The organism is Arthrobacter sp. alpha11c (assembly GCF_054149985.1).
Map to the genome: position 1 here is coordinate 337,768 of NZ_CP196747.1, position 21,493 is coordinate 359,260.

General features: G+C 62.4%; 15 protein-coding genes, 2 tRNA genes and 1 pseudogene. 13 read left to right on the forward strand and 5 right to left on the reverse strand.

Features of this window, described 5'->3' with window-relative positions; translation table 11 throughout:
• Nucleotides 1–131 precede the first annotated feature (131 nt).
• The 3 genes from ACTAQJ_RS01540 (at nucleotide 132) to metG (ending at nucleotide 5,357) form a co-directional block, all read left to right on the forward strand.
• On the forward strand, nucleotides 132–2,942 hold the full coding sequence (locus ACTAQJ_RS01540; protein WP_498700244.1) for an FtsX-like permease family protein: 2,811 nt from the start codon (nucleotides 132–134) through the stop codon (nucleotides 2,940–2,942).
• Nucleotides 2,939–3,694 carry an ABC transporter ATP-binding protein gene (locus tag ACTAQJ_RS01545; protein ID WP_431115569.1) on the forward strand — a complete coding sequence of 252 codons (756 nt, stop codon included), beginning with the start codon at nucleotides 2,939–2,941 and terminating at the stop codon, nucleotides 3,692–3,694. The genes ACTAQJ_RS01540 and ACTAQJ_RS01545 overlap by 4 nt, the downstream gene beginning before the upstream one ends.
• Before the next feature lie 103 nt (nucleotides 3,695–3,797).
• Entirely contained in the window at nucleotides 3,798–5,357 is a 1,560-nt protein-coding gene (metG, locus tag ACTAQJ_RS01550) for a methionine--tRNA ligase (RefSeq protein WP_498700247.1), read from the forward strand.
• 118 nt (nucleotides 5,358–5,475) lie between these two features.
• Here metG and ACTAQJ_RS01555 read toward each other — a convergent pair whose 3' ends face one another.
• The 5 genes from ACTAQJ_RS01555 to ACTAQJ_RS01575 form a co-directional block, all read right to left on the reverse strand.
• A complete protein-coding gene (locus ACTAQJ_RS01555; protein ID WP_498702135.1) occupies nucleotides 5,476–5,865 on the reverse strand; it encodes an ABC transporter permease in 390 nt (129 codons plus the stop codon).
• Complete coding sequence (locus tag ACTAQJ_RS01560; protein ID WP_498700248.1) at nucleotides 5,832–7,940, reverse strand: FtsX-like permease family protein; 2,109 nt, start codon at nucleotides 7,938–7,940, stop codon at nucleotides 5,832–5,834. The genes ACTAQJ_RS01555 and ACTAQJ_RS01560 overlap by 34 nt, the downstream gene beginning before the upstream one ends.
• A 3-nt stretch (nucleotides 7,941–7,943) precedes the next feature.
• Nucleotides 7,944–8,738 carry an ABC transporter ATP-binding protein gene (locus tag ACTAQJ_RS01565; protein ID WP_477520105.1) on the reverse strand — a complete coding sequence of 265 codons (795 nt, stop codon included), beginning with the start codon at nucleotides 8,736–8,738 and terminating at the stop codon, nucleotides 7,944–7,946.
• A 106-nt stretch (nucleotides 8,739–8,844) separates the two neighbouring features.
• Nucleotides 8,845–9,558, reverse strand: coding sequence for a response regulator (locus ACTAQJ_RS01570; protein ID WP_498700250.1), 714 nt, complete (start codon nucleotides 9,556–9,558; stop codon nucleotides 8,845–8,847).
• A gap of 3 nt (nucleotides 9,559–9,561) precedes the next feature.
• Nucleotides 9,562–10,746, reverse strand: coding sequence for a sensor histidine kinase (locus ACTAQJ_RS01575; protein ID WP_498700252.1), 1,185 nt, complete (start codon nucleotides 10,744–10,746; stop codon nucleotides 9,562–9,564).
• 123 nt (nucleotides 10,747–10,869) lie between these two features.
• On the opposite strand from ACTAQJ_RS01575, the gene ACTAQJ_RS01580 reads away from it, so the two are divergent.
• The 10 genes and pseudogenes from ACTAQJ_RS01580 (at nucleotide 10,870) to ACTAQJ_RS01625 (ending at nucleotide 21,487) form a co-directional block, all read left to right on the forward strand.
• Complete coding sequence (locus ACTAQJ_RS01580; RefSeq protein ID WP_498700253.1) at nucleotides 10,870–11,922, forward strand: 3-isopropylmalate dehydrogenase; 1,053 nt, start codon at nucleotides 10,870–10,872, stop codon at nucleotides 11,920–11,922.
• A 117-nt stretch (nucleotides 11,923–12,039) separates the two neighbouring features.
• Nucleotides 12,040–13,152, forward strand: a complete 1,113-nt coding sequence (locus ACTAQJ_RS01585) for a branched-chain amino acid aminotransferase (protein ID WP_477515139.1) — start codon at nucleotides 12,040–12,042, stop codon at nucleotides 13,150–13,152.
• A gap of 296 nt (nucleotides 13,153–13,448) precedes the next feature.
• Nucleotides 13,449–14,291 (forward strand): MBL fold metallo-hydrolase, encoded by an 843-nt coding sequence (locus ACTAQJ_RS01590; protein WP_498700255.1) that lies wholly within the window; start codon nucleotides 13,449–13,451, stop codon nucleotides 14,289–14,291.
• A 39-nt stretch (nucleotides 14,292–14,330) separates the two neighbouring features.
• Nucleotides 14,331–15,108 (forward strand): annotated as a pseudogene (locus ACTAQJ_RS01595) (fumarylacetoacetate hydrolase family protein).
• Nucleotides 15,109–15,229: 121 nt separating this feature from the next.
• Nucleotides 15,230–16,750 carry a glutamate--tRNA ligase gene (gene gltX / locus ACTAQJ_RS01600; protein ID WP_498700257.1) on the forward strand — a complete coding sequence of 507 codons (1,521 nt, stop codon included), beginning with the start codon at nucleotides 15,230–15,232 and terminating at the stop codon, nucleotides 16,748–16,750.
• A 12-nt stretch (nucleotides 16,751–16,762) separates the two neighbouring features.
• A complete protein-coding gene (locus tag ACTAQJ_RS01605; RefSeq protein WP_498700260.1) occupies nucleotides 16,763–17,491 on the forward strand; it encodes an HAD family hydrolase in 729 nt (242 codons plus the stop codon).
• 137 nt (nucleotides 17,492–17,628) lie between these two features.
• Nucleotides 17,629–17,700 (forward strand) — tRNA-Gln (locus ACTAQJ_RS01610).
• A 127-nt stretch (nucleotides 17,701–17,827) separates the two neighbouring features.
• Nucleotides 17,828–17,900, forward strand: a tRNA-Glu gene (locus ACTAQJ_RS01615).
• A 174-nt stretch (nucleotides 17,901–18,074) separates the two neighbouring features.
• A complete protein-coding gene (locus ACTAQJ_RS01620; protein ID WP_498700263.1) occupies nucleotides 18,075–19,874 on the forward strand; it encodes a dynamin family protein in 1,800 nt (599 codons plus the stop codon).
• On the forward strand, nucleotides 19,871–21,487 hold the full coding sequence (locus ACTAQJ_RS01625) for a GTPase (RefSeq protein WP_498700266.1): 1,617 nt from the start codon (nucleotides 19,871–19,873) through the stop codon (nucleotides 21,485–21,487). Before ACTAQJ_RS01620 ends, ACTAQJ_RS01625 begins: the two co-directional genes overlap by 4 nt.
• Nucleotides 21,488–21,493 lie beyond the last annotated feature (6 nt).

Genomic DNA, 21,493 nt, shown 5'->3' on the forward strand with positions numbered 1-21,493 from the left:
TTGGTCCGGGATTCGGACCCGGCAGCAGGCCGGCCACTACTTTTTGCACATAGAGCCCGGAATTCCTTTGTGTTTTTCAAGGATTCACGGAGCATGTGTGCGCGCCCGCAATCAAGGTCTCAGGGAGCCCAATGAACGCCGTCCAAAGGTTCATCAGAAGCCGTGTGCTGCTGCTGACCGCGGCCATTTTGATCGTCGCGATGTGCTTGTCCGTCCTAGTCCAGAGCCAGTCACAGGCCGCTCTGAACAGGACTGTGGATGAGAACTCGCGGGGACTCTACGACATCCTGGTCCAGGCAAAGCCGGACCCCTCACAGGACGGGGACGGCGGTGCACTGATCCAGCCGGAAATCGCCAATGGGCAGGGCGGCATCAGCTTTGAGCAGCTGGAGAAAATCCGCACCATGGGCCAGACGGCAGTCGCTGCTCCCATCAGCCTCGTTTCGCGCGTTTCGCAGAACCTCGAGGCTCCGCGCCTCAATGCCATGGACTATCTGGGGTACAACGCCGGCCTTGCCGGTGGCATAACTGCAGGGGACCCCTCGGCCATGGACTCCAGCAAGTGGCCCGCAGCTGAATCCGTTTTGTCCGACACGCCCAAGAAGTATCGGCTGACGGCCTCCGCCACAAGCTCCGATGGCGTCAACCAGCAAACCCTTTTCAAGACGAGCGCCGAAGGCACCCTGGGCAAGGGCCGTCTGATCCAGGAACAGGCTGCCGGTGGTTCGAATGTCCGGATCGCAGGTCCCGACGGCGAGACCGGGATTAAGTTCCCCGCTCCAGCACTGGGCTCGGAGCACAACCTCTTCAATCTTTCGGTGGCGCTTCCACTGGCGCCGGAGGTGACTGAGTCCGTCGTCGCCGTCGATCCTGCCTCCGAGCGGGCGTTGTTGGGCTCCGCAGGTGATTTCCTTGCACCCCTGGAGAAGGCTCCGCCAGCGGACGCCCGCAATGCAGGCGCTATTGGACGGCACTTCGAAAGCCTCTTCACCAGCGGCCTCAGCATGAACCAGCTTGAAGAAGGACCCGATTTCCTGGGTGTGAAGCTGAAATACTGGGCCCCCTTGATGACGCAGTACCAGCAGGCAAAGCGTGACGGACTGCTGACCGATGACTCCCAGGCCATTCCGCTGATTGTTCGCTCGGGAACGTCCCTGGATTTGAAGTACTCGGTCAAGATCGAGGAAATCGACAACACGGGCAAAGTAGTCAAGGATGTCGGCACTGTAACGCGGTCCCTGGACAAGGATTACCTGCCGTTCGTTTCCAAGGCCCCGTTTGCCCTTGAATGGCCGGGTTCAACTGACCACAGCCAACTCCTGGGCAGTACTGCCTCCTTCAGCCAGGGACTTTACAACCCGGCGACCTGGAGTACTGCTTTTGCTGCAGCCCCGAACTACAAGGAGGGCGACGAAGCCTCCAATGGTGCTTCGGACAAGACTGCAACGCCGGGGGACTGGGTGACAGTCAACCGCCTTCCGGAAAAGTCGTCCTTCGGCGCAGCGGTAGACCAGACCCAACGCAAGCCTGTGGATGAGCGCTCCTACCGGGAAGACCTGGAAACCGGAAAAAAGCCCGCGACTCCCATGCCGATGGTGTACGGCACCTTTAATCCGGCAGACGTTCAGGCCGCAGCCGGTGACGTCAACAAGCTCCCATTGGGCGGCTATGACCCGGCTCCCTTGACACTGAGCAAGGACGCTGAGGGCAAGGATGCCAATGGCACTGTCCTGAAGCCATCACTGAGCGCCACAGGTCTGGTCAGCCAGTCGGCCGGCGCCATCACTGACTATTACGGCCTGGCCGCAGCCCGTGGCTATGACACCAACGCCGACGTCATCGACGCCATCCGTGTCCGCGCCACTGCCACTGGAACGTGGAAGCAGGCCCAGCCGGACGTTGAAAAGCTCGCTGCCCAGATCCGTGAACTCGGCCTTGAAGCGACCGTGGTGGCGGGTTCCGCCCGCGAAGACGCCAATATCTTCGTCCCCGGGTACAGCAAGGACGACGCCGGCAAGGAATCTCCGCTGGGCACTGTCCAGCAGTCCTGGGTTCGGCAGGACGCGGCTGACGCCGTTTCGGGTTCGCTGACAGGGACTAACATCACCCTGCTCTTCCTGACGCTTCTTGGCGCCACGCTCCTGACTGGTGCCTCGACGGTCAGCTACATCCGGCAGCGCCGGAGCGAAGCAGGCATCCTGAGGGCAATGGGCTGGACGCAGAAGCGCGTCAGGTCCTGGGTGCTCGAAGAGTTCGCTGTGGGCGCGGCTGCCTTGGCCGCGGCAGGGATCATTTTGAGCCTGCTCAGTTGGAACCTTGCCACTGTGATCGTCTCAGTGACCATGCTCATCATCTACGTGGGCGCTGCGTTGCTGGCTGCCCAGCAGCTGCGTCACCGCGTGGAGGTAGACCAGGAACCCCAGCATGATGAACGCCTCGTCACTGTTGATTCGCCCTTGACGTTCGCCAACAGGCAGCTCACTACCAACCGTTTCAACTCAGTCTCGCTGGCCGTGGCGGTAGGCGTCTTCGGTGCCGCAGTGGGGGCCTTGATCGCACTGTTGATCGACATTCCCCGGGCAGCAGGAGCCAGTGCCTTGAGTGGGCTGGCCGCGGCGAGCATCGCCTTGCCAAGCGTGATCCTCGCTGTGTTCGGCGTGGTTGTGGGTCTGCTGCTCACACTCGTGACCGGGCGGTTCGAGCTCCACGCCAAGCGCGAGTATCTGGGCACTTTGCGTGCCATGGGCTGGAACCCGGACATGCTGGGCCAGGTCCGCTTCTTTGAAAATGCACTTGTCGGCACCGTGGCGCTTCCCTTGGGCGTCCTTGGTGCCCTTGGACTGGGGCTGCTCCTTGCTCCGTACGCAGCACTCTGGGCCGGACTGGCCGGGCTGCTGGCCGTAATTTGCTGGATTCCGATTGCAACGAAAGTAGTCAAATGACTGACAACCTCAACCCCGAGCTGACGGCGACCCCGGAATCCACGGACGAGTCGCTGCAGACCCGTGCCAACACCATCATCCGGGCATCCGACCACGCCACACCCTTGGAGCTCAGCCGCGTCACCATCCACTACGGCGGAGACAAGGGCGGCGCCGAGGAAGTCGACGTCGTGGATGACTTCAACCTCACCCTGCACGCGGGCGAGATGCATTGCATCGCCGGCCGAAGCGGCTCGGGCAAGACCAGTATCCTGACCGTCAGCGCCGGGCTGACCCTGCCGACGTCGGGCACCGTGTTTTGGGAAGGCCAGTCTCTGGCGTCCATGGGCGACGACGAGATCGCTGACAGGCGCCGTGCCTTGATTGGCTACGTCGATCAGGGCGGCGCCTTGATCGACGGCATGAGCGCCCTCGAGAACGTGCTGCTGCCCGCCGTGCCGGATGGAGAAGTGGAACAGCGCACGGAGATGGCCAAGGACCTCCTGGACCTGGTGGGCCTCGGACGCCGCATGCGGCACCGTCCCGCCCAGCTTTCCGGCGGTGAGCGCCAGCGTGTGGCAATCGCGAGGGCCCTGATCCTGGGCACCCGCGTGCTGGTGGTGGATGAGCCCACTGCCAGCCTGGACCGTGCTGCAGCCAACCGCATCATCGGCATCCTGAAGGACACCACGAGTGATGGCATCGCCGTGCTCGTGGCTTCACACGACCACGAACTGGTCCGGCTCAGCGATACGCTGACCGAACTGAACTAGTCCGCAAGACTGCTCCTTCGCCGGAATATCCGGCACAGACCGGACCGGCCGTCATTTGCGGCCGGTCCAGTCATTCCATCCGAAAAAAAGGTAACTTCTTAGAGTGACGTCTGCAGAGAAATCCCCGTTCTACATCACCACCGCTATCAGCTACCCCAATGGCGTGCCGCACATCGGACACGCCTACGAGGTCATCGCGACTGATGCCATGGCGCGCTTCAAGCGCCTCGACGGCCATGAGGTGTTCTTCATGACCGGCACGGACGAGCACGGGCTCAAGATGCAGCAGTCGGCCGAGAAGGAAGGCATTACCGCCAAGCAGCTCGCGGATCGCAACTCGGCGGCGTTCAAGCAGATGAGCCAGGACCTGGGAATCTCCCATGACCGTTTCATCCGCACCACGGACACGGACCACTACACGGCGTCGCAAGCCATCTGGAAGAAGATGGAAGCGAACGGTGACATTTACCTGTCCAAGTACGAGGGCTGGTACTCGGTCCGCGACGAAGCGTATTACGTTGAGGACGATACCGTCGTCAAGGAAGACGGCCTCCGCTACTCGAAAGAGACGGATACCCTCGTCACGTGGACAGCTGAGGAGAGCTACTTCTTCCGCTTGTCCGCTTACCAGGAGAAGCTCCTGGCCCTCTATGAGGCACAGCCTGAGTTTGGTGCGCCGCAGTCCCGGTTCAACGAGGTCATCAGCTTTGTGAAGCGCGGACTTGAGGATCTCTCCATCAGCCGTACCACCTTCGACTGGGGTGTCCCTGTTCCGGGCGATGAGAAGCACGTCATGTACGTCTGGGTGGATGCCTTGACGAATTACCTCACCGGCGCCGGATACCCGGACGTCGAGTCCGAGTCCTTCAGGAAATTCTGGCCAGCCGATGTCCACGTTATCGGCAAGGACATTTCCCGCTTCCATGCGATCTACTGGCCGGCATTCCTCATGAGCGCAGGGCTCGCATTGCCCAAGCGCGTCATGATCCACGGCTTCCTGACCAACAACGGCGTGAAGATGTCCAAGTCCCTGGGCAATGTTGTCGCCCCACAGGACTTCGTGGCGCAGTACGGGCTGGACCAGTGCCGGTTCTTCTTCCTCCGGGAAGTCCCCTTTGGCGCCGATGGCAGCTACAACCATGAGGCAATCGTGGGCCGCATGAATTCGGACCTGGCCAACAACTTCGGCAATCTTGCCCAGCGTTCCTTGTCCATGGTCGCGAAGAACTGTGAAGGCAAGGTTCCCGTCCCCGGAGAGTTCACGGCCGAGGACAACGCGCTGCTCGCCAAGGCCGGAGGGCTGCTGGCTACCGCCCGGGGCGCCTTTGACAAGCAGGAGTTCAGCCGCGCCCTGGAGGCTATCTGGACAGTGCTGGGCGACACCAACGCCTACTTCGCCGATCAGGCCCCGTGGGTGCTGCGGAAGACCGACGTCGAGCGGATGAATACCGTGCTGTACGTCACCCTGGAAGTTGTCCGTATCGTGGCGATCCTCGCCCAGCCGGTGATGCCTTCCTCTTCCGCCAAGCTCCTTGAGGTGCTCGGACAGCCCGAAGGCGATGCCAGGCAGTTTGCTGCCATCGCCACGCCGATCGTTCCGGGAACTGAACTTCCGGCTCCGGCGCCGATCTTCCCGCGCTACGAGGAACCGGCGGAAGCCTAGGCACCATTCCCTCTCGCACATAACTGCCCTAAAACAGAAATGCTCTCTCACATCCTCCCGTTCAAGGGAAGGAAGTGAGAGAGCATTTCTCATATGGCAGGTCGATGTGGGAGGGGGATCAGGCCGCGGCCAGACCCTCCACAGGAGACAGCCGGGCTGCACGATGGGCAGGAATCACGGAGGCCAGCAAACCCGCCACCACAGCCACGCCGAATACCGTTGCGAGCTGCAGCCACGGAACCGCCGGAACAACATCAGCCACACCACCAAGAGCGGCTTGGGCGCCGAGCCAACCATAGACGATGCCGATGCCTGCACCCAGGACTGCGGCCACACCGGCTACGAGCACGGCCTCGATCGCGAGCATTCCCCGGAGTTGGCCCTTCGTCAGGCCCAGTGCCCTCAGCAAGGAGTTCTCGCGCGTTCGTTCAAGGACGGAGAGGGACAACGTGTTCGCCACACCGATCAGGGCAATCACCACGGCCACGCCCAGCAAGCCTGTGACCACCAGCAACAGGACGTCGATAATGCTGTTAAAGTCACGCGCTCGATGGCAGCGCCGCTGACAGTGCGCTCCTGTACGCCCAAAGCTGCGGCCACTTCCTTTTGAATGGCCTGGACACGGTCGGCCGATACTGAGTCGTCCAGTTTCACCCACACCATGCCGGGCATTTCCGGCAAGGCACTGGAAGGGATGCTGGAGGTCTCAACGAAGGGTGGGATGTGACGCGTCCGCAGGACCTTGGCATCCAGCGATACGGGACCGGCCGCCGTCGAGATTTTCGCGGCTCCGCCTGTGGAGTCCTCAGGCAGGTAGACGGCACCGGGGCCTGGCTGCAATGTGCTGTCCCGCAGCACGGACGCGGCATCGGCTGCGGAAAGTGAATAGACGGTATTTCCGCCATCAGGCGTGGCCTCGGCAAGGGTACCGACAGCTGGGAGCAGGACTGCGCTATCCACGTCGTCGATTGCCTTGATACGGGAGACAGCGGTATTGCTGGAGCCAATGGCACCAGCCGCGGTCATCGCTGCAAGGTCCACCGGATAGTTCTCTGCGAGGGTATCGTCGAAAGCTTGCCGTGAGGTTGCGGCGCCGGTCATCATCAGGGACACCAGAGTGACGCCAATCAGCAAAGCCGCGGCGGTAGCCGACGTACGGGCGGGGTTGCGCGTGGCGTTGACTGCGGCCAGCTTCCCGGGAACACCCACAGGTGCGGCCAAACGTCCGGCCAAGGCCACTACCGTGGGAATGAACAGGGTTGAGCACAGCAGGATCCCCACAAAGGAGAGGGCTCCTCCGAGCAAGGCAATCAGCAGCGAGACGGTGGTGCTGCCGAATATTAACAGTGAAGCTCCGCCGAGGAGCGCTAACAGGCCCAGAATCAGGCGGACCTTGCCGCGCCGGTTGCCAATAGCAGCGTCATCGGCAGGTCTTAGGGCAGCCAGAGGAGCGACCGCGGTAGCAGCTTTGGCGGGGACGAGGGCTGCAACGACTGTCAGCAACGTTCCGGCCACAAGGCCGGCGATGATTGCCGACGGCGGTACGGCCAGGGTGGCAAAAGCCTGCTCAGGCTGTGTCTTCGCCCAGGCGATGAGCCCGTACATGAGGCCGGTTGCGGCAACCACGCCAAGCACGGAGGAAATGAATCCAACCACCAGTGCCTCCAGCATGACCGATCTGCGGATCTGGGACCGTCCTGCGCCGAGGCACCGAAGAAGCGCCAGTTCCCTTGTTCGCTGGGCTACCAGCACGGAGAACGTATTGGCCACCACCAGAGTGGAGACGAGGATAGCGACACCGGCAAAGGCGAGCAGTACCACTGTGAGTTGGTCCTGACCGGCGCTCAGCATGGCCACCGTGGATGTGACCTTCTCCTGCGCGGTTTCCAGGATGGGGGCGTCGGCGCCTGCCGCTTCCATGCGGTGCGCGATGTACTCCTTCGCTGCGGAGACGTTTTCGCCGGGTTGGAGGATGAATTGCAGTCCCGAATATCCTGCTCCGGCATCCTGCACCGCGTTCAGTACGGACTCTGAAGCGACAAGCTGGGCCGCCGAGGACGAGAAGGGATCATTTGTGGCCTGAATCAGGCCGGTAACTTTCACCTTGGCGTTCTTGATGGGTCCGGCACCGTGCAGCTCAAGCGAACTTCCAACGGTGAGTCCGAGATGCTCCGCGGTCTTGACGTCGACGACGGCTTCGAAGGGCTGCGACGGCATGGAACCTGAGGACAAGACTGCGCCCTCCAGGGATGACGGCGCCACATTTCGAAGCCGGCCCTGCTGCTCACCACCACCGGCCACAAACGTCACGTAGGTGGATCGCTCGGCGTAGTGGTCCTTGACCGCCGGCGCGGACGTCGCGGCATCCACCGCGGCCTGGCTGAAAGCCTCACCGTTCTTGGATGCAGCAATAAGATCCGCGTTCCGGTAGGCCTCGCCGATACTGGCGCCAAGGGAAGCAGTGGTGCTCGCGCCCACCATGAGCGTGGCGGAGAGGAACATGACGGACAGCATCACGGCGAGCCCGATTGCGACGAATCGCCGGAAGTGCGTCGTCAATTGGGAGAGAGCTACGCGCAGCATGCCTTAAGCCCCGAGCTTTCCGAGAGCCGTCAAAACTGATTCCGCTGAGGGCTCCTGGATCTCGCCTACCAGGCCACCGTCGCTCATCAGCACCACGCGGTCGGCATAGCTTGCGGCGACGGGGTCATGGGTCACCATGATGATGGTCTGGCCCATCTCCTGGCTGCTGCGACGCAGGAGCGCAAGCACTTCGCCGCCGGCTCTGGAGTCCAGGTTGCCGGTCGGCTCGTCGCCAAACACGACGTCGGGACGCGTCAGTAGCGCTCGGGCTACGGCGACACGCTGCTGCTGTCCGCCGGACAACTCGTGTGGTCGGTGCTTCAACCGGTCCTTCAACCCCAGGGTGCTCACTACGGTATCCAGCCACCCGGCGTCGGCGGTTGTTCCCGCCAAAGCGAGCGGCAGCGTGATGTTCTGCTCGGCTGTCAGCGTAGGCACCAGGTTGAAGGCCTGGAACACGAAGCCAATGCGCTCGCGTCGAAGGGCGGTGAGTTGCCGGTCGTTGAGCCCGGTGAGCTCGGTGCCGCCCAGGACGATCCGTCCGGAGTCTGCTGTATCAAGGCCGGCGAGGCAATGCATGAGCGTGGATTTGCCCGATCCGGAAGGTCCCATGATCGCCGTGAATTTGCCGGCGTCGAAGCCCACGGATACCTCGTTCAGGGCCATGACACGTGTATCGCCGCGTCCATAGCCCTTTGTCAGCGCGAAAGCTTCAACCGCCGTGTGTGGCCTGGCTGCATCGGATTCAGCGGGTCGGCCGTTACCTGTTGGATGGGGGAGAGGCGTGAAAGTTGTCATGATTTCACGCTATGGGCCAGGAACGCGCCGCTGGATCCGGCCAGGGACCCATTCCGGGCAAGGCACGCTCATACCGTGGTCTGAGACCGGCGGTTAACGTAACGCGCTAGCTTCCTGGGGCGACCACGCCCGTCTCATAGGCGATGACCACCACCTGCACGCGGTCCCGGGCCCCTAGCTTGGCCAGAATGTGGCCCACGTGGGTCTTCACTGTGGCCTCTGACAGAAACAACCCTGCGGCTATCTCCGGATTCGACTGGCCTTGGGCGATCAGCTGGAAAACCTCGCGTTCACGGGCGGTGAGGCGTTCGACCGCGGCGGCGTGCCCGCTTTGTTCCGACGTCTGCTTTCTGAGCAGCGGAGCCACATGATCCAACAACCGGCGCGTGGTGGATGGGGCAATGACGGCGTCGCCACGGTAGACCGTCCGGATGGCCTCCAGGAGTTCCTCTGGAGGAGCGTCTTTGAGCAGGAATCCGCTGGCACCGGCCTGGATTGCGGCCAAGGCGTATTCATCGAGATCGAAGGTGGTGAGGACCACGATTTTGACCTCCGCCCGCTGGGAACCTGACGGCTGGGCTGCTGCCTGCTCCAGGATGCGTCTCGTGGCTTCGATGCCGTCCATACCCGGCATGCGGACATCCATCAGGACCACATCCGCAGTGGTGGCGCTGAGGGCCTGGACCGCCTCGATTCCGTTGCCTGCCTCTGCCACCACCTGGAGATCGGGCTGTGAATTGATCAGCATGCCGAACCCGGAGCGGACCAATTGCTGGTCATCGACGAGCGCCACCCGGATGGGTGCGGCGAGTTCAGGCATGGCTTAGGCCTCCGAATAGGGAATGAAAGCGGACACACGGAAACCGCCGCCCTGCAAAGGGCCTGCGGTCAAGGAACCATCGTAGAGCGAGATGCGCTCGGCCATGCCCCGGAGGCCGTTTCCCCCACCCGAGGTGGGTGGATCAGCTGCGGCACCCCGCCCGTCGTCGACGACGTTCAGCTCTAAACCGCGACTCTGCCACGTGAGCGTCACACTCGCTCTGGCATGAGGTCCCGCGTGCTTCATGACGTTGGTGAGCGCTTCCTGGATGATCCGGTAGGCAGTGAGTTCGGCCCCGGCCGGAAGCGCCCGGCGAGCCATGCCAAGCTGTTCGAAGGAGATCTGCAGCCTGGCAGCGCGGAAACCCAGAAGCAGTTCATCGAGATCGGAAAGTCTCGGTTGAGGCTTGGTCGGCGCATCCTCATCCGAGCGCAGCACGCCGAGCAGCCTTCGCATCTCACCGAGGGAATCACGGCCCGTCGCTGCGATGGTGGCCAGCGCTTCGGTGGCCAGTTCCGGCTTTGCGGCGGCGGCGTACCGGGCACCATCGGCCTGGGTGATGATGACAGACAGCGAATGCGCCACGATGTCGTGCATTTCCCGCGCGATATGCGAGCGTTCATCAGCGGCGGCCAGTTGGCGCTCCTGTTGATGTTCAATTTCAAGGCGTCGGGTCCGGTCCTCAAGGGCCTGAAGCTGGAGCCGCCGTACGCGGGTAAGGTCGCCGAGCGTCCAACTGACCAGCACCAGCATCCAGATAAGGACTGTGTAGAGGGCCCCGATGGTGAGGCCCATGATGCCGGATTCAGCGGGGCTCGAGTATTCGCGCGTGGTGAGCATGACGCCGCCCACCAAACCAAGCAACAGGACCGTCCGACTCGCCCACGCAGGTCCATAGGCCGCCGTGGCGTAGATGACCAGCGGAACCGCGATCTGACCGGCCACCGGTTCGGCACCGATGGCCCACTGGATCAGGCAGACCAAAACCACGACGGCGGCCGCGACCACGGGACGCGTGCGGCGCCACGCCAGAGGCAACAGCAGGCCGCAGGAGATGAAAAAGAGCAAGAGGCGGTCGGCCACGAGATAGACAGGTCCGAACAACAGGACCAGCAGGCACGTTGCCGCCATATCTACCTTGAAGCGGTTGATCCGGAACCATTCGTATATCGCGTGCCTTCTATCCACGGTACGACTCTATGTGGTGGCTATGGGCGCCGGCGTCATGCCCTGGTCTGATTCGCCACAGTAGGATGTTCGAAGAGTGAGACGATTTTGACCAGCATGTGGATTGCTTGGCTAGATAGACCTATGAGTGCATCGTCCATCAATCTCGCTGTCATCCCCGGCGACGGCATTGGCCCCGAGGTCATCGCCGAAGCCGTCAAGGTCCTCGAAAAGGCTGTCGCCGCCGAAGGTGTAGCCCTTGAGCAGACCCACTACAAGCTCGGTGCCCAGCACTGGCTTGAGACAGGCGAGACCCTGCCGGACGAGGTCCTTGCAGACCTCCGCACCCGCGATGCCATTCTCTTTGGTGCCGTCGGGGCCGCCCCGGGCGACACCAGGATTCCCTCCGGCATCATCGAGCGCGAGATGCTGCTCAAGCTCCGCTTCAGCCTGGACCACTACGTGAACCTGCGGCCTTCACGGTTGTACGGAACCGTCGGGAGCCCGTTGGCAAACCCCGGCGTCATCGATTTCATTGTTGTCCGCGAAGGCACTGAGGGTCCCTACGTGGGCAACGGCGGCACCCTGCGCGGTGGCACCCCACACGAGGTTGCCACCGAAGTCTCCCTTAATACTGCGCATGGCGTGGAGCGCGTGGTGCGGGATGCATTCCGCCGCGCCAGCGAACGTCCCCGCAAGCACGTCACTCTTGTCCACAAGCACAACGTCCTGGTCTTCGCCGGACACTTGTGGAAGCGCACCGTTGAAGCCGTGGCCCAGGAATTCCCAGAGGTCACGCACGACTACCTCCACATCGATGCTGCAACCATCTTCATGGTTACCGATCCCTCCCGCTTCGATGTCATTGTCACCGACAACCTTTTCGGCGACATCCTGACCGACCTCGCAGCTGCCATTACAGGTGGCATCGGCCTGGCGGCATCGGGCAACATCAACATGGACCGCACAGCACCGTCCATGTTCGAACCCGTCCACGGCTCAGCACCGGATATCGCCGGACAGCAGAAAGCCGATCCCACCGCGGCCATCCTCTCCGCAGTGCTCCTCCTGGACCACCTTGGCTACACCACGGCGGCCCGTAAGATCGAGGCGGCAGTGGTCGCCGACGTCGAAAGCCGCACCGGCGAGCCGCGCACTACTGCGGCGACCGGCGACGCCATTGCGGCGGCACTTTAGGCCCATTTCTCAGGCGTAAGCTTGTCTTGAATTATTTACCTGCTTCCCTGGTCCACCGCTGAACCGCTTCCTCCGGGACCCGTTTCGCGCTACCAGGTAGCTGACTGTGGAGGAAACATGACTCAGACTGCCCACGGCGTCGAATTCAGCCAGCAGCTTTCGGAAACCCCGAAGTCTGCTGAGGAGCGTGCAGCCGTCCTGGCGAACCCGGGCTTTGGCGATTACTTCACCGACCACACCGCCGTCGTTGACTACAAAGTTGACGCCGATGGCAATGGCGGTTGGCAGAACGCCCGGATCGAGCCCTATGGACCCATCTCCCTGGATCCTTCGGCCGCAGTCCTGCACTACGGCCAGGAGATCTTCGAGGGCCTGAAGGCATACCGCCACGCTGACGGCTCCGTATGGACCTTCCGCCCCGAAGCGAACGCCGCGCGCCTGAACAAATCGGCCCGCCGACTCGCCCTCCCGGAACTGCCCGAGGAATACTTCCTCGGTGCTATCCGCGAGCTCGTGCAGGCTGACAAGGAATGGGTTCCTTCCGGCGACGGTGAAGCCTTGTACCTGCGCCCGTTCATGATCGCCACGGAGGCCTTCCTCGGTGTGCGGGCTGCCCGGGAGGTGTCCTTCCGCGTCATTGCCTCTCCCGCCGGCAACTACTTCGGCGGCGAACTGAAGCCCGTTTCCATCTGGATTTCCCGTGAGTACGCACGCGCGGGCCGCGGTGGAACAGGTGCAGCCAAGTGCGGTGGCAACTATGCCGCCTCCCTGATCGCGCAGCAGGAAGCCGAAGCGAACGGCTGCAAGCAGGTACTTTTCCTGGACCATTTCAATGACGACGCCGTGGAAGAACTCGGTGGGATGAACGTCTTCTTCGTCATGAAGGACGGCTCGCTCGTTACGCCCGCACTGACCGGTACCATCCTGGAGGGCGTGACCCGTTCTTCCGTCATCCAGGTTGCCAAAGACATGGGCCGCGAGGTTTCCGAGCGAAAGATCACACTCGACGAGTGGCGCGAGGGAGTTGCTTCAGGCGAAATCGCTGAAGTCTTCGCTTGCGGTACGGCAGCGGTCATCACCCCGATCGGTGTCCTCAAGGACGCCACGGAATTCATCGGATCCGAGGACGCAAAGGCTGGCGAAACCACTATGGCCATCCGCCGGCAACTCCTGGGAATCCAGACCGGTACCGTCGAGGACACCCACGGCTGGCTGACGCGCCTGGTCTAGTACGGCACAACTGAAGCGAACGACGGCGGCCCTTCTGCTTGGTGACAAGCGGAAGGGCCGCCGTTGCCATCCCCGATCGCTCTCACATCCTGACCGTCTGGCGGGAACGTTCTCTCACATCCTGACCGTCTGGCGGGAACGTTCTCTCACATGAGGATCGTTTGAGGTCAAAGCCGCGGACCGCCGTCGAAGTTCAAATGAGCGAGCATCGGTGAGAATTGCCCCGGATGTGAGAGAACGTGGGTGAAAAGTGCCTCGGATGTGAGAGAGGATCGGAAGTGGTGCAAGATGGGACGGTGACTTCAGAATCAATGGAGACTTCCAACGACTCACCTGCCGCCGACCATAGCTCTTCTCCGTCCGGCGACCACACCTCTGCACTGCAACGAAGCAGCACCCTCACCCGCTTCAGGCTGGCACCAAACCCGGGCCCGATGAGCCTGGATGGCACCAACTCGTACGTCATCGGCGCTGCGGGTTCCGGCCACGTTGCCGTCGTTGATCCTGGCCCGGAAGACGAAGGGCACTTGGCTGAGCTGGCAGCGTCCGGCGTGGTGGACGTCGTGCTTATTACGCACCGGCACGCTGACCACACAGCAGCGTCCGCCAGGTTCCATGAACTGACAGGCGCTCCCGTCAGGGCTGCTGCCGCGGAGTACTGCCACGGCGGCGAGCCTCTCGTGGACGGCGAAGTACTGCATGCCGGCGGCGTGGAGATCCGTGTCCTGGCAACCCCTGGCCACACGTCGGATTCCTTGTGCTTCCATCTTCCCGCAGACGGCCCCACAGGCTCCGTTCTGACGGGTGACACCATCCTGGGCCGCGGCACCACGGTGCTGGACTACCCCGATGGCCGCTTGGGCGATTACCTCGCCAGTCTGGACCGACTCGAATCCGTTGGCCCCGCTACGCTCCTTCCCGCCCATGGCCCGGTGCTCGCTGCCCTGGACGCGAAATGCCGGGAGTACCGCGAACATCGCCAGCAGCGGCTTGACCAGATCAGGGCTGCGCTGGCACGGCTCGGCCAGGATGCGCCGATTGCCGCAGTCACCGATGCGGTGTATCCCGACGTCGATCCTTCAGTCAGGTGGGCAGCTGAGACGTCGGTTGCGGCGCAGTTGGATTACCTTCGAAGCTAGCGCGCAAACGCCCAAGCACTGGACGGTAGGCTTGAGCCCATGCGTATCGCCCGGTTTGTAGTTGATTCTGATCCCCTTTATGGCGTTGTTGAAGGCGAGCCTGGCAGTGAGGAAATCACTGTCATCCACGGCGATCCCTTCTTCAATGGCGTCGAACGTACCCACGTGAAGCACAAGCTTGAAGATGTGCGGCTTCTTGCCCCGATCATTCCGCGTAGTAAGGTGATCGGCGTTGGGCGTAACTTTGCCGAGCATGCTGCGGAGCTGGGCAATGAGGTTCCGCGAGCATCCATTGCTCTTCCTCAAGCCGAACACCTCGGTCATCGGGCCAAACGATCCGATCGTCCTCCCGGAGTTCTCCGATGAGGTCTCCTTCGAAGCGGAGCTTTGCGTCATCATCGGCCGTATCTGCAAGGACGTTCCCGAGGAACGTGCCGACGACGTCATTTTTGGTTACACCTGTGGAAACGACCTCACAGCCCGGGACGTCCAGAAAACCGATCTTCAGTGGGCCCGCGCCAAGGGCTTTGACACCTCCGCACCGCTGGGCCCGTGGATCGAAACCGATCTCGACCACGAGGACTTGTCCATCCAGGGCCGGCTCAACGGTGAACTCCGTCAGGACGGCAGCACCAGCCAGATGATCCGGGGCGTGCGCGAGCTCGTCTCGATCGTTTCGCATGCGTTCACCCTGCTTCCAGGCGACGTCATCATGACGGGAACCCCGGCCGGTGTCGGCCTGGTCAGCGAGGGCGACCGCTTCGAAGTGGAGATCGAAGGCATCGGGCGTTTGTCCAACCCGGTGGTTCGCCGCTAGCGGCCGGGCCAGAGCATAAGGCCCGACGGCGGCACGAGCCTTTCGTACGAAAGGCGCGGGCCGTCGTCGAGCCTTTCGGACGGGGAACCGGGGCGATATCAAGCGGTAAAGTTGAAGCACTATGACTACTGCTTCTGCGTCCAGCGCTGCCTCCAGCGCCATCCCTGCCGTCAACGCCGAGACTCCAGTCCGCGTCCGCTTCTGCCCGTCGCCTACGGGAACGCCGCACGTTGGCCTGATCCGCACCGCCCTGTTCAACTGGGCCTATGCGCGCCATACCGGTGGCAAGCTTATCTTCCGCATTGAGGACACTGACTCTGCCCGCGACAGCGAGGAGAGCTACCACCAGCTGCTGGATGCCCTCAAGTGGCTCGGCATCGACTGGGATGAGGGCGTCGAGGTAGGCGGACCGCACGAGCCGTACCGCCAGTCACAGCGCGGGGATATCTACCAGGACGTCATCGCCAACCTCAAGGCCGGGGGACACGTCTACGAGTCCTACTCCACGCCGGACGAGATCGAAGCCCGCCACCGGGCAGCTGGCCGCGACCCCAAACTTGGCTATGACGGCTTCGACCGCCACCTGACCGAGGAACAGCTTGCCCAGTTCAAGGCCGAAGGCCGCGACGCCGTGCTGCGTCTTCGCATGCCGGATGAGGACCTGACCTTCAAGGACCTCGTCCGCGGCGAGATCACGTTCAAGGCCGGTTCCGTGCCTGACTTCGCGGTGGTGCGTGCCAATGGTGCTCCGCTGTACACGCTGGTGAACCCGGTGGACGATGCCCTCATGGGCATCACGCACGTGCTTCGCGGGGAGGACCTCCTGAGCTCCACGCCCCGCCAGATTGCGCTGTATCGGGCGCTCTACGCCATCGGCGTGGCGGAGTACATGCCGGAGTTCGGTCACCTGCCCTACGTCATGGGCCAGGGAAACAAGAAGCTTTCCAAGCGGGATCCGGAATCCAGCCTCTTCCTGCACCGCGAGCGGGGCTTCATCCCTGAAGGCCTGCTGAACTACCTTTCCCTGCTGGGCTGGTCACTGAGCGCGGACGAGGACATCTTCACCGTGGAGCAGCTTGTGGCCAACTTCGACATCCACGATGTCCTGGGTAACCCCGCGCGCTTCGACCTCAAGAAAGCCGAGGCCATCAACGGGACCCATGTGCGCCTGCTGGAGGCGGAGGATTTCAAGCAGCGGCTCGTCCCGTACCTCCGTGCGGCAGGCTTCGTGGGGGAGATCCTGACCGCCCGGCAGGAGGAGATCCTCGCGGAGGCGGCTCCGCTGGTTCAGGAACGTATTACCCTGTTGGGCGAAGCTCCTGAGATGCTGGCCTTCCTCTTCAAGGCCGACGACTCGATCGATGTTGCTGACGACGCCCGTAAGGGACTCCCGGAGAACCTGCAGGAAGTGCTTGACGCGGCACTTGCTGCGTTGGAGCCCATAGAGGATTGGACCGCTGAGAACATTCAGACGGCACTCAAGCAGGCATTGGTCGAGGACCTTGGCATCAAGCCCCGCGCTGCCTTCGGGCCGGTGCGCACCGCCATTTCAGGCCGACGTATTTCTCCGCCGCTGTTCGAGTCAATGGTGATCCTGGGTAAGGATTCCTCTTTGGCCCGCGTTCGCGCATTCCGAGGCTAGTCGGCAACGGTCATGGCTATTGCAAGCTCCTTTGGAACTATCCGCGGTGTTCTGTTCGACATCGACGACACCTTGGTGGACCTTGAGTACGCCATGACAACGGCTCTGCGTGATGTCAGCGAACATCTCCTGCCCGGCCTTGACCAGGCCGGGTGGGTGAAGTTCGGCCGTATCTTCACCCACGAAACAACGCATTTCTATGACCGCTACCTTGCTGGCGAACTGACCTTCAATGAGCAGCGCCTTTTGAGGGGCCGGGCAGCCTTGGGCCACTTTGGCGTGGAGCTCGAAGACGGTGAGGAATCGCAGTCGTGGGTTGCTGAGTACCATCAGCGGCAGACTGCCTACGTGCGCGCTTTCGACGACGTCGCTGGCGTGCTCGATGCGCTCGACGATGCCGACATTCCGTATGGCGCTGTCAGCAATAACGTTCATGACTACCAACGGGCCAAGTTGGATGGGGCGGGCTTGTCCAGGATCAAGATCCTCGTAGGAACGGATACGGTGGGCGTGCCGAAGCCGGATCCTGCCATCTACCTGGAGGGCGTGCGGCTGCTGGGGACAGAACCCGGCGAAACACTCTATGTCGGGGACAACCGGCTTCTTGACGCCGACGGCGCCACGGCGGCCGGCCTGATTGGCGTGTGGCTCAACAGGACCGGGGAAGAGGTGGAAGAGTTCGCCGGGCGTCAGGTGGATTCGTTGTCGAGACTGCTGATTAAGGCGCCCTCCGCAGCCTGACGTCCATGTGATGCAGGTAACGGGCTCGCGATTTGTGCAGGTGGCAAGACTCCGGTAGAGTCATTACTCGTGCTGAGGGGCACGGAGGGAAAAGCCAAGGGAAACCACGGCGACGAACTCCGGTCCGAAAGTCACTTTGGGATATGGTGTAATTGGCAACACTACGGTTTCTGGTACCGTCATTCTAGGTTCGAGTCCTGGTATCCCAGCTCTGAAATTCCGCTCGATTGCAGCGGAAAATCGGAATTCCACATCGCCTGGACGATTTGGAAGAGAGCTGAAAGTGTGAAATACTCATTCAGCTTGTTCGCCGGAAACGGTGACGAAAAAGTGCCAGGCCCCATCGTATAGCGGCCTAGTACGCCGCCCTCTCACGGCGGTAACGCGGGTTCGAATCCCGCTGGGGTCACAAACAATTCCCCCGGAACTTCGGTTCCGGGGGAATTCTTGGTTTAAGCGCATTTCCCATCACCACCCGACATTCCGGGGGTTATAGGACAAAACGTGGGGTAGCGGCCCGACATTCCCTCCAACCACGCTCCTGATGACCCGCCGACAGTCTTTGGGCTGGCATGATGATGCTGTGACCGCACATGAAGAGCCGCCAAGAGCAGGGATCAGTCCTGTCACCAATAAAGCCCAGGCTGATGCTGTCTACACCCTTGAAACGGCCCGCAGCGAACTAGCCGGCATCGCCTTGCCTCTCGCCCTGCCCGACGCCGAACTCGGGCGCCGCTTGATCCGGGAGACCCTTGCCCAGCTCGACGACTATGTGATTCCGCGATACCGCAGCCTGGACGCTCCGCTGCTGGCCGTCGTCGGAGGTTCCACCGGTGCCGGTAAGTCGACGCTGGTTAATGCGCTGGTAGGCTACCCCGTTACACGTGCCGGAGCTATTAGACCCACAACGCGCCAGCCTATCCTCCTTCACAATCCGCAGGATGCGGAGTGGTTTGAGGGCCAGCGCATACTTCCCAACCTGGAGCGGATCAGGGGCAGTGTCTCTGCGGACCCGTTGCGTGCACATCGAGCCGGGTTCTCACCGGAAGCCCAGGCGATAACGTCCTTGGTGCTCGTAGGGCACGATCATGTGCCCCAAGGCCTGGCGATTCTGGATGCGCCGGATGTCGACTCCATTTCCGATAACAACCGGAGGCTGGCAGGTCAGCTGCTCGCCGCGGCGGACCTTTGGGTGTTCGTCACCACGGCAAACAGATACGCCGACGCCGTCCCTTGGCGTCTGCTCCTGGATGCGGCTTCGCGGGACATCACGGTCGCCGTGGTGCTGGACCGCGTGCCACCGGCAGCGGAGGAAGAAGTCAAGACGGACCTCAAGGCGATGTTGGATCGCCAGGGCCTGGCTGCTGCAGAACTCTTCGTGGTGCAGGAAAGTGGTTTGGACGATTTGGGAATGCTTCCGCCCGAAGCTGTCAGCGGATTGAGGCTTTGGCTTGCCAGCCTTGCCGCTGATGCGGCCGGACGAGCGGACGTTGCAAGGCGTACGCTCAATGGTGCCATCAAAGCTGTGGGCGCCCGGTTTGAAGAAATTGCCGCTGCGGCTGCGGCCCAGGATGCTGCTGCCCGCGAGCTGCGCTCGGTCTGCGTTCACGAATACGACAACGCCCTGCTGCGCATTCTGGATGCAACCAAAGATGGTGCGCTGCTCCGCGGGGAAGTGCTGGCACGATGGCAGGATTTTGTGGGCACGGGTGAATTCTTCCGTGCACTGGAGCAGAACATAGGGCGTATGCGGGACCGGATGGGAGCATTCTTCAGAGGTGAACCCGCCCCGGCTGTGAAAGTCGAGACCGCGATCGAGACAGGTTTGCAAGCCGTGATTCTTGACGAGGCCGCCAATGCCGCAGAAAACGTCGACAGGCGCTGGCGGTCGGATACGGCAGGCCGCCAACTGCTGGGTGCCGCAGATCTTTCCGGGACCAGTACCGGCTTTGATGCGAAGGCCGCTGCCGCCATCCGCTCCTGGCAGGAAGGACTCATGGAGCTGATCCGCACCCAAGGTCAGGAAAAACGCACGCAGGCCCGTTGGCTCTCCTTCGGAGTGAACGGGCTCGGCGCAGCGCTGATGGTGGTGGTTTTCTCCATGACTGCCGGCTTGACCGGATTGGAGATAGGTATTGCCGGTGGAACGGCTGTGGTGGGGCAGAAGCTGCTTGAAGCTGTCTTCGGTGAGGATGCCGTCCGTCGGCTGGCCCAACAGGCCAGGAGCGATCTCCAGACGTCCTGCCAACGCCTTCTCGAGGAAGAGCGGGACAGGTTCCTCGGCCGGTTGGAGGCCACGGGTCTGGACGCTGGCACCGTTCATGGCGATATGGACCTCGCCCGCCACGCCAATGCACTCCGTCGCCTGGCAGGGGCGGCATGAGCAGGCACAACCAAATCCGGGAATCGTCCCAACTCCAGCGGCGGCTCGAAGCGCTCAACACGGCACGGGAGCTGGCCGAGGGAGTGCTGCCCGAGCAGGAACTGCAATCCGTATATGAGGTCCTTGAGCGGGCCACGTCCAGACGCTCGTTGTCGGCAGGACACACGGTGGTGGGCTTTTTCGGGGCCACCGGAAGTGGCAAGTCATCCTTGTTCAATGCCGTTTCCAGCAGCAATCTCGCAACCGCGGCAGCCCGTCGACCCACGACGTCCGCCCCGTTGGCAGGAATTTGGGGCGAGGAAGGAAGTGGACCTCTGCTGGACTGGCTCGGAGTGCAGGAGCGGCACAGCCTGCCTGGGCTCCCGGGCCTGGCCACTGCGGACAGCGGCCTGATCCTGCTGGACCTTCCCGACTTTGACTCAACGAAAGTGGAAAACCGGGAGGTAGTCCAGCGCATGGTCGGGATGGTGGACGTCCTGGTCTGGGTGCTGGACCCGCAGAAGTATGCAGATGCCGCCGTGCACAACGACTTCCTGCGCCCGATGGCTTCCCACGGAGCAGTCACGCTTGTTGTCTTGAACCAAATAGACAAGCTCAATGACGCCGACACCGCTGATGTGCTTCATTCCCTGAAAGGAATCCTGAGGCGCGACGGCCTGGATGACGTTCTGGTCCTGGGCGCCTCGGCAATGACTGGCGAAGGTATCGATGCCGTCCGTGGTGCCATCCGGGACGTCGTGATCCAGCGGGAGGCCACCACAAAACGCCTGGCTGCCGATGTCTCCAAGGCTGCCGCCGAACTGTCCCAGGTTTCAGGTGCAGGCGAGGCTCGCGGCATCAAGGCAAACACCAAGGCTAAACTCGCCAATGAATTGTCGACGGCGGCCAACGTACCTGTGGTGGTTGATGCGGTAGCGCGATCCTTCAAGCGGGAATCGGCACGGAGGACGGGATGGCCCGTGACGCGCTGGTTGCTGCGCTTCCGGCCTGATCCCCTGCGGCGGCTGAACCTGGGCAGGCAGGACGCCAGGCCCGAGCTCAACCGGACTTCCTTGCCGGCAGCAGGCGCACCCGAACGTGCGAGGACAGATGCCGCCGTGCGTGATTTTGTGGATGAGGCTTCGGAAGGTGCTCCGGGCCCGTGGCGGGCGTCCATCCGTAGTGTGGCCAGGGAAGGCCGCGAGCAACTGCCGGATGCCCTGGACCAAGCCATCGCCGGGACCGATCTCAAAACATCAAAACGCCCGTTCTGGTGGTTGATGTTCAACTCACTTCAATGGATCGCACTTCTCCTGGCAGTCGGTGGCCTTGGTTGGCTTGGAGTCCTGGCCGCGCTCGGCTATTTCCAAATGCCCGTTCCGGAGGTGCCCAGGACTGAGGGTTGGCCGTGGCCTACGTTGATGGTGGCCTGCGGAGTGGTTCTGGGGATTGTTCTGGCCATCTTCGGCAGAATCATCGGCGGCTGGGCCGCGCGCCTGCGCGCCAAAGGCGTGGCCAAAAGACTGAAAGCCGCAATAGCAGGCGTAGCTGAGCAGCGCATTGTGGAACCGGTGGACGTGGAGATCGCCCGTTTGGGTGCCTTCAACGCGGCATTAAAAACCGCACGCGGGTGATGGGGA

Bases quoted from the DNA above. Each gene is read 5' to 3' on its own strand.
- ACTAQJ_RS01540 (WP_498700244.1), top strand. From the start codon at position 132: ATGAACGCCGTCCAAAGGTTCATCAGAAGCCGTGTGCTGCTGCTGACC.
- ACTAQJ_RS01545 (WP_431115569.1), top strand. From the start codon at position 2,939: ATGACTGACAACCTCAACCCCGAGCTGACGGCGACCCCGGAATCCACG.
- ACTAQJ_RS01560 (WP_498700248.1), bottom strand. From the start codon at position 7,940: ATGCTGCGCGTAGCTCTCTCCCAATTGACGACGCACTTCCGGCGATTC.
- ACTAQJ_RS01565 (WP_477520105.1), bottom strand. From the start codon at position 8,738: ATGACAACTTTCACGCCTCTCCCCCATCCAACAGGTAACGGCCGACCC.
- ACTAQJ_RS01570 (WP_498700250.1), bottom strand. From the start codon at position 9,558: ATGCCTGAACTCGCCGCACCCATCCGGGTGGCGCTCGTCGATGACCAG.
- ACTAQJ_RS01580 (WP_498700253.1), top strand. From the start codon at position 10,870: ATGAGTGCATCGTCCATCAATCTCGCTGTCATCCCCGGCGACGGCATT.
- ACTAQJ_RS01585 (WP_477515139.1), top strand. From the start codon at position 12,040: ATGACTCAGACTGCCCACGGCGTCGAATTCAGCCAGCAGCTTTCGGAA.
- gltX (WP_498700257.1), top strand. From the start codon at position 15,230: ATGACTACTGCTTCTGCGTCCAGCGCTGCCTCCAGCGCCATCCCTGCC.
- ACTAQJ_RS01605 (WP_498700260.1), top strand. From the start codon at position 16,763: ATGGCTATTGCAAGCTCCTTTGGAACTATCCGCGGTGTTCTGTTCGAC.
- ACTAQJ_RS01625 (WP_498700266.1), top strand. From the start codon at position 19,871: ATGAGCAGGCACAACCAAATCCGGGAATCGTCCCAACTCCAGCGGCGG.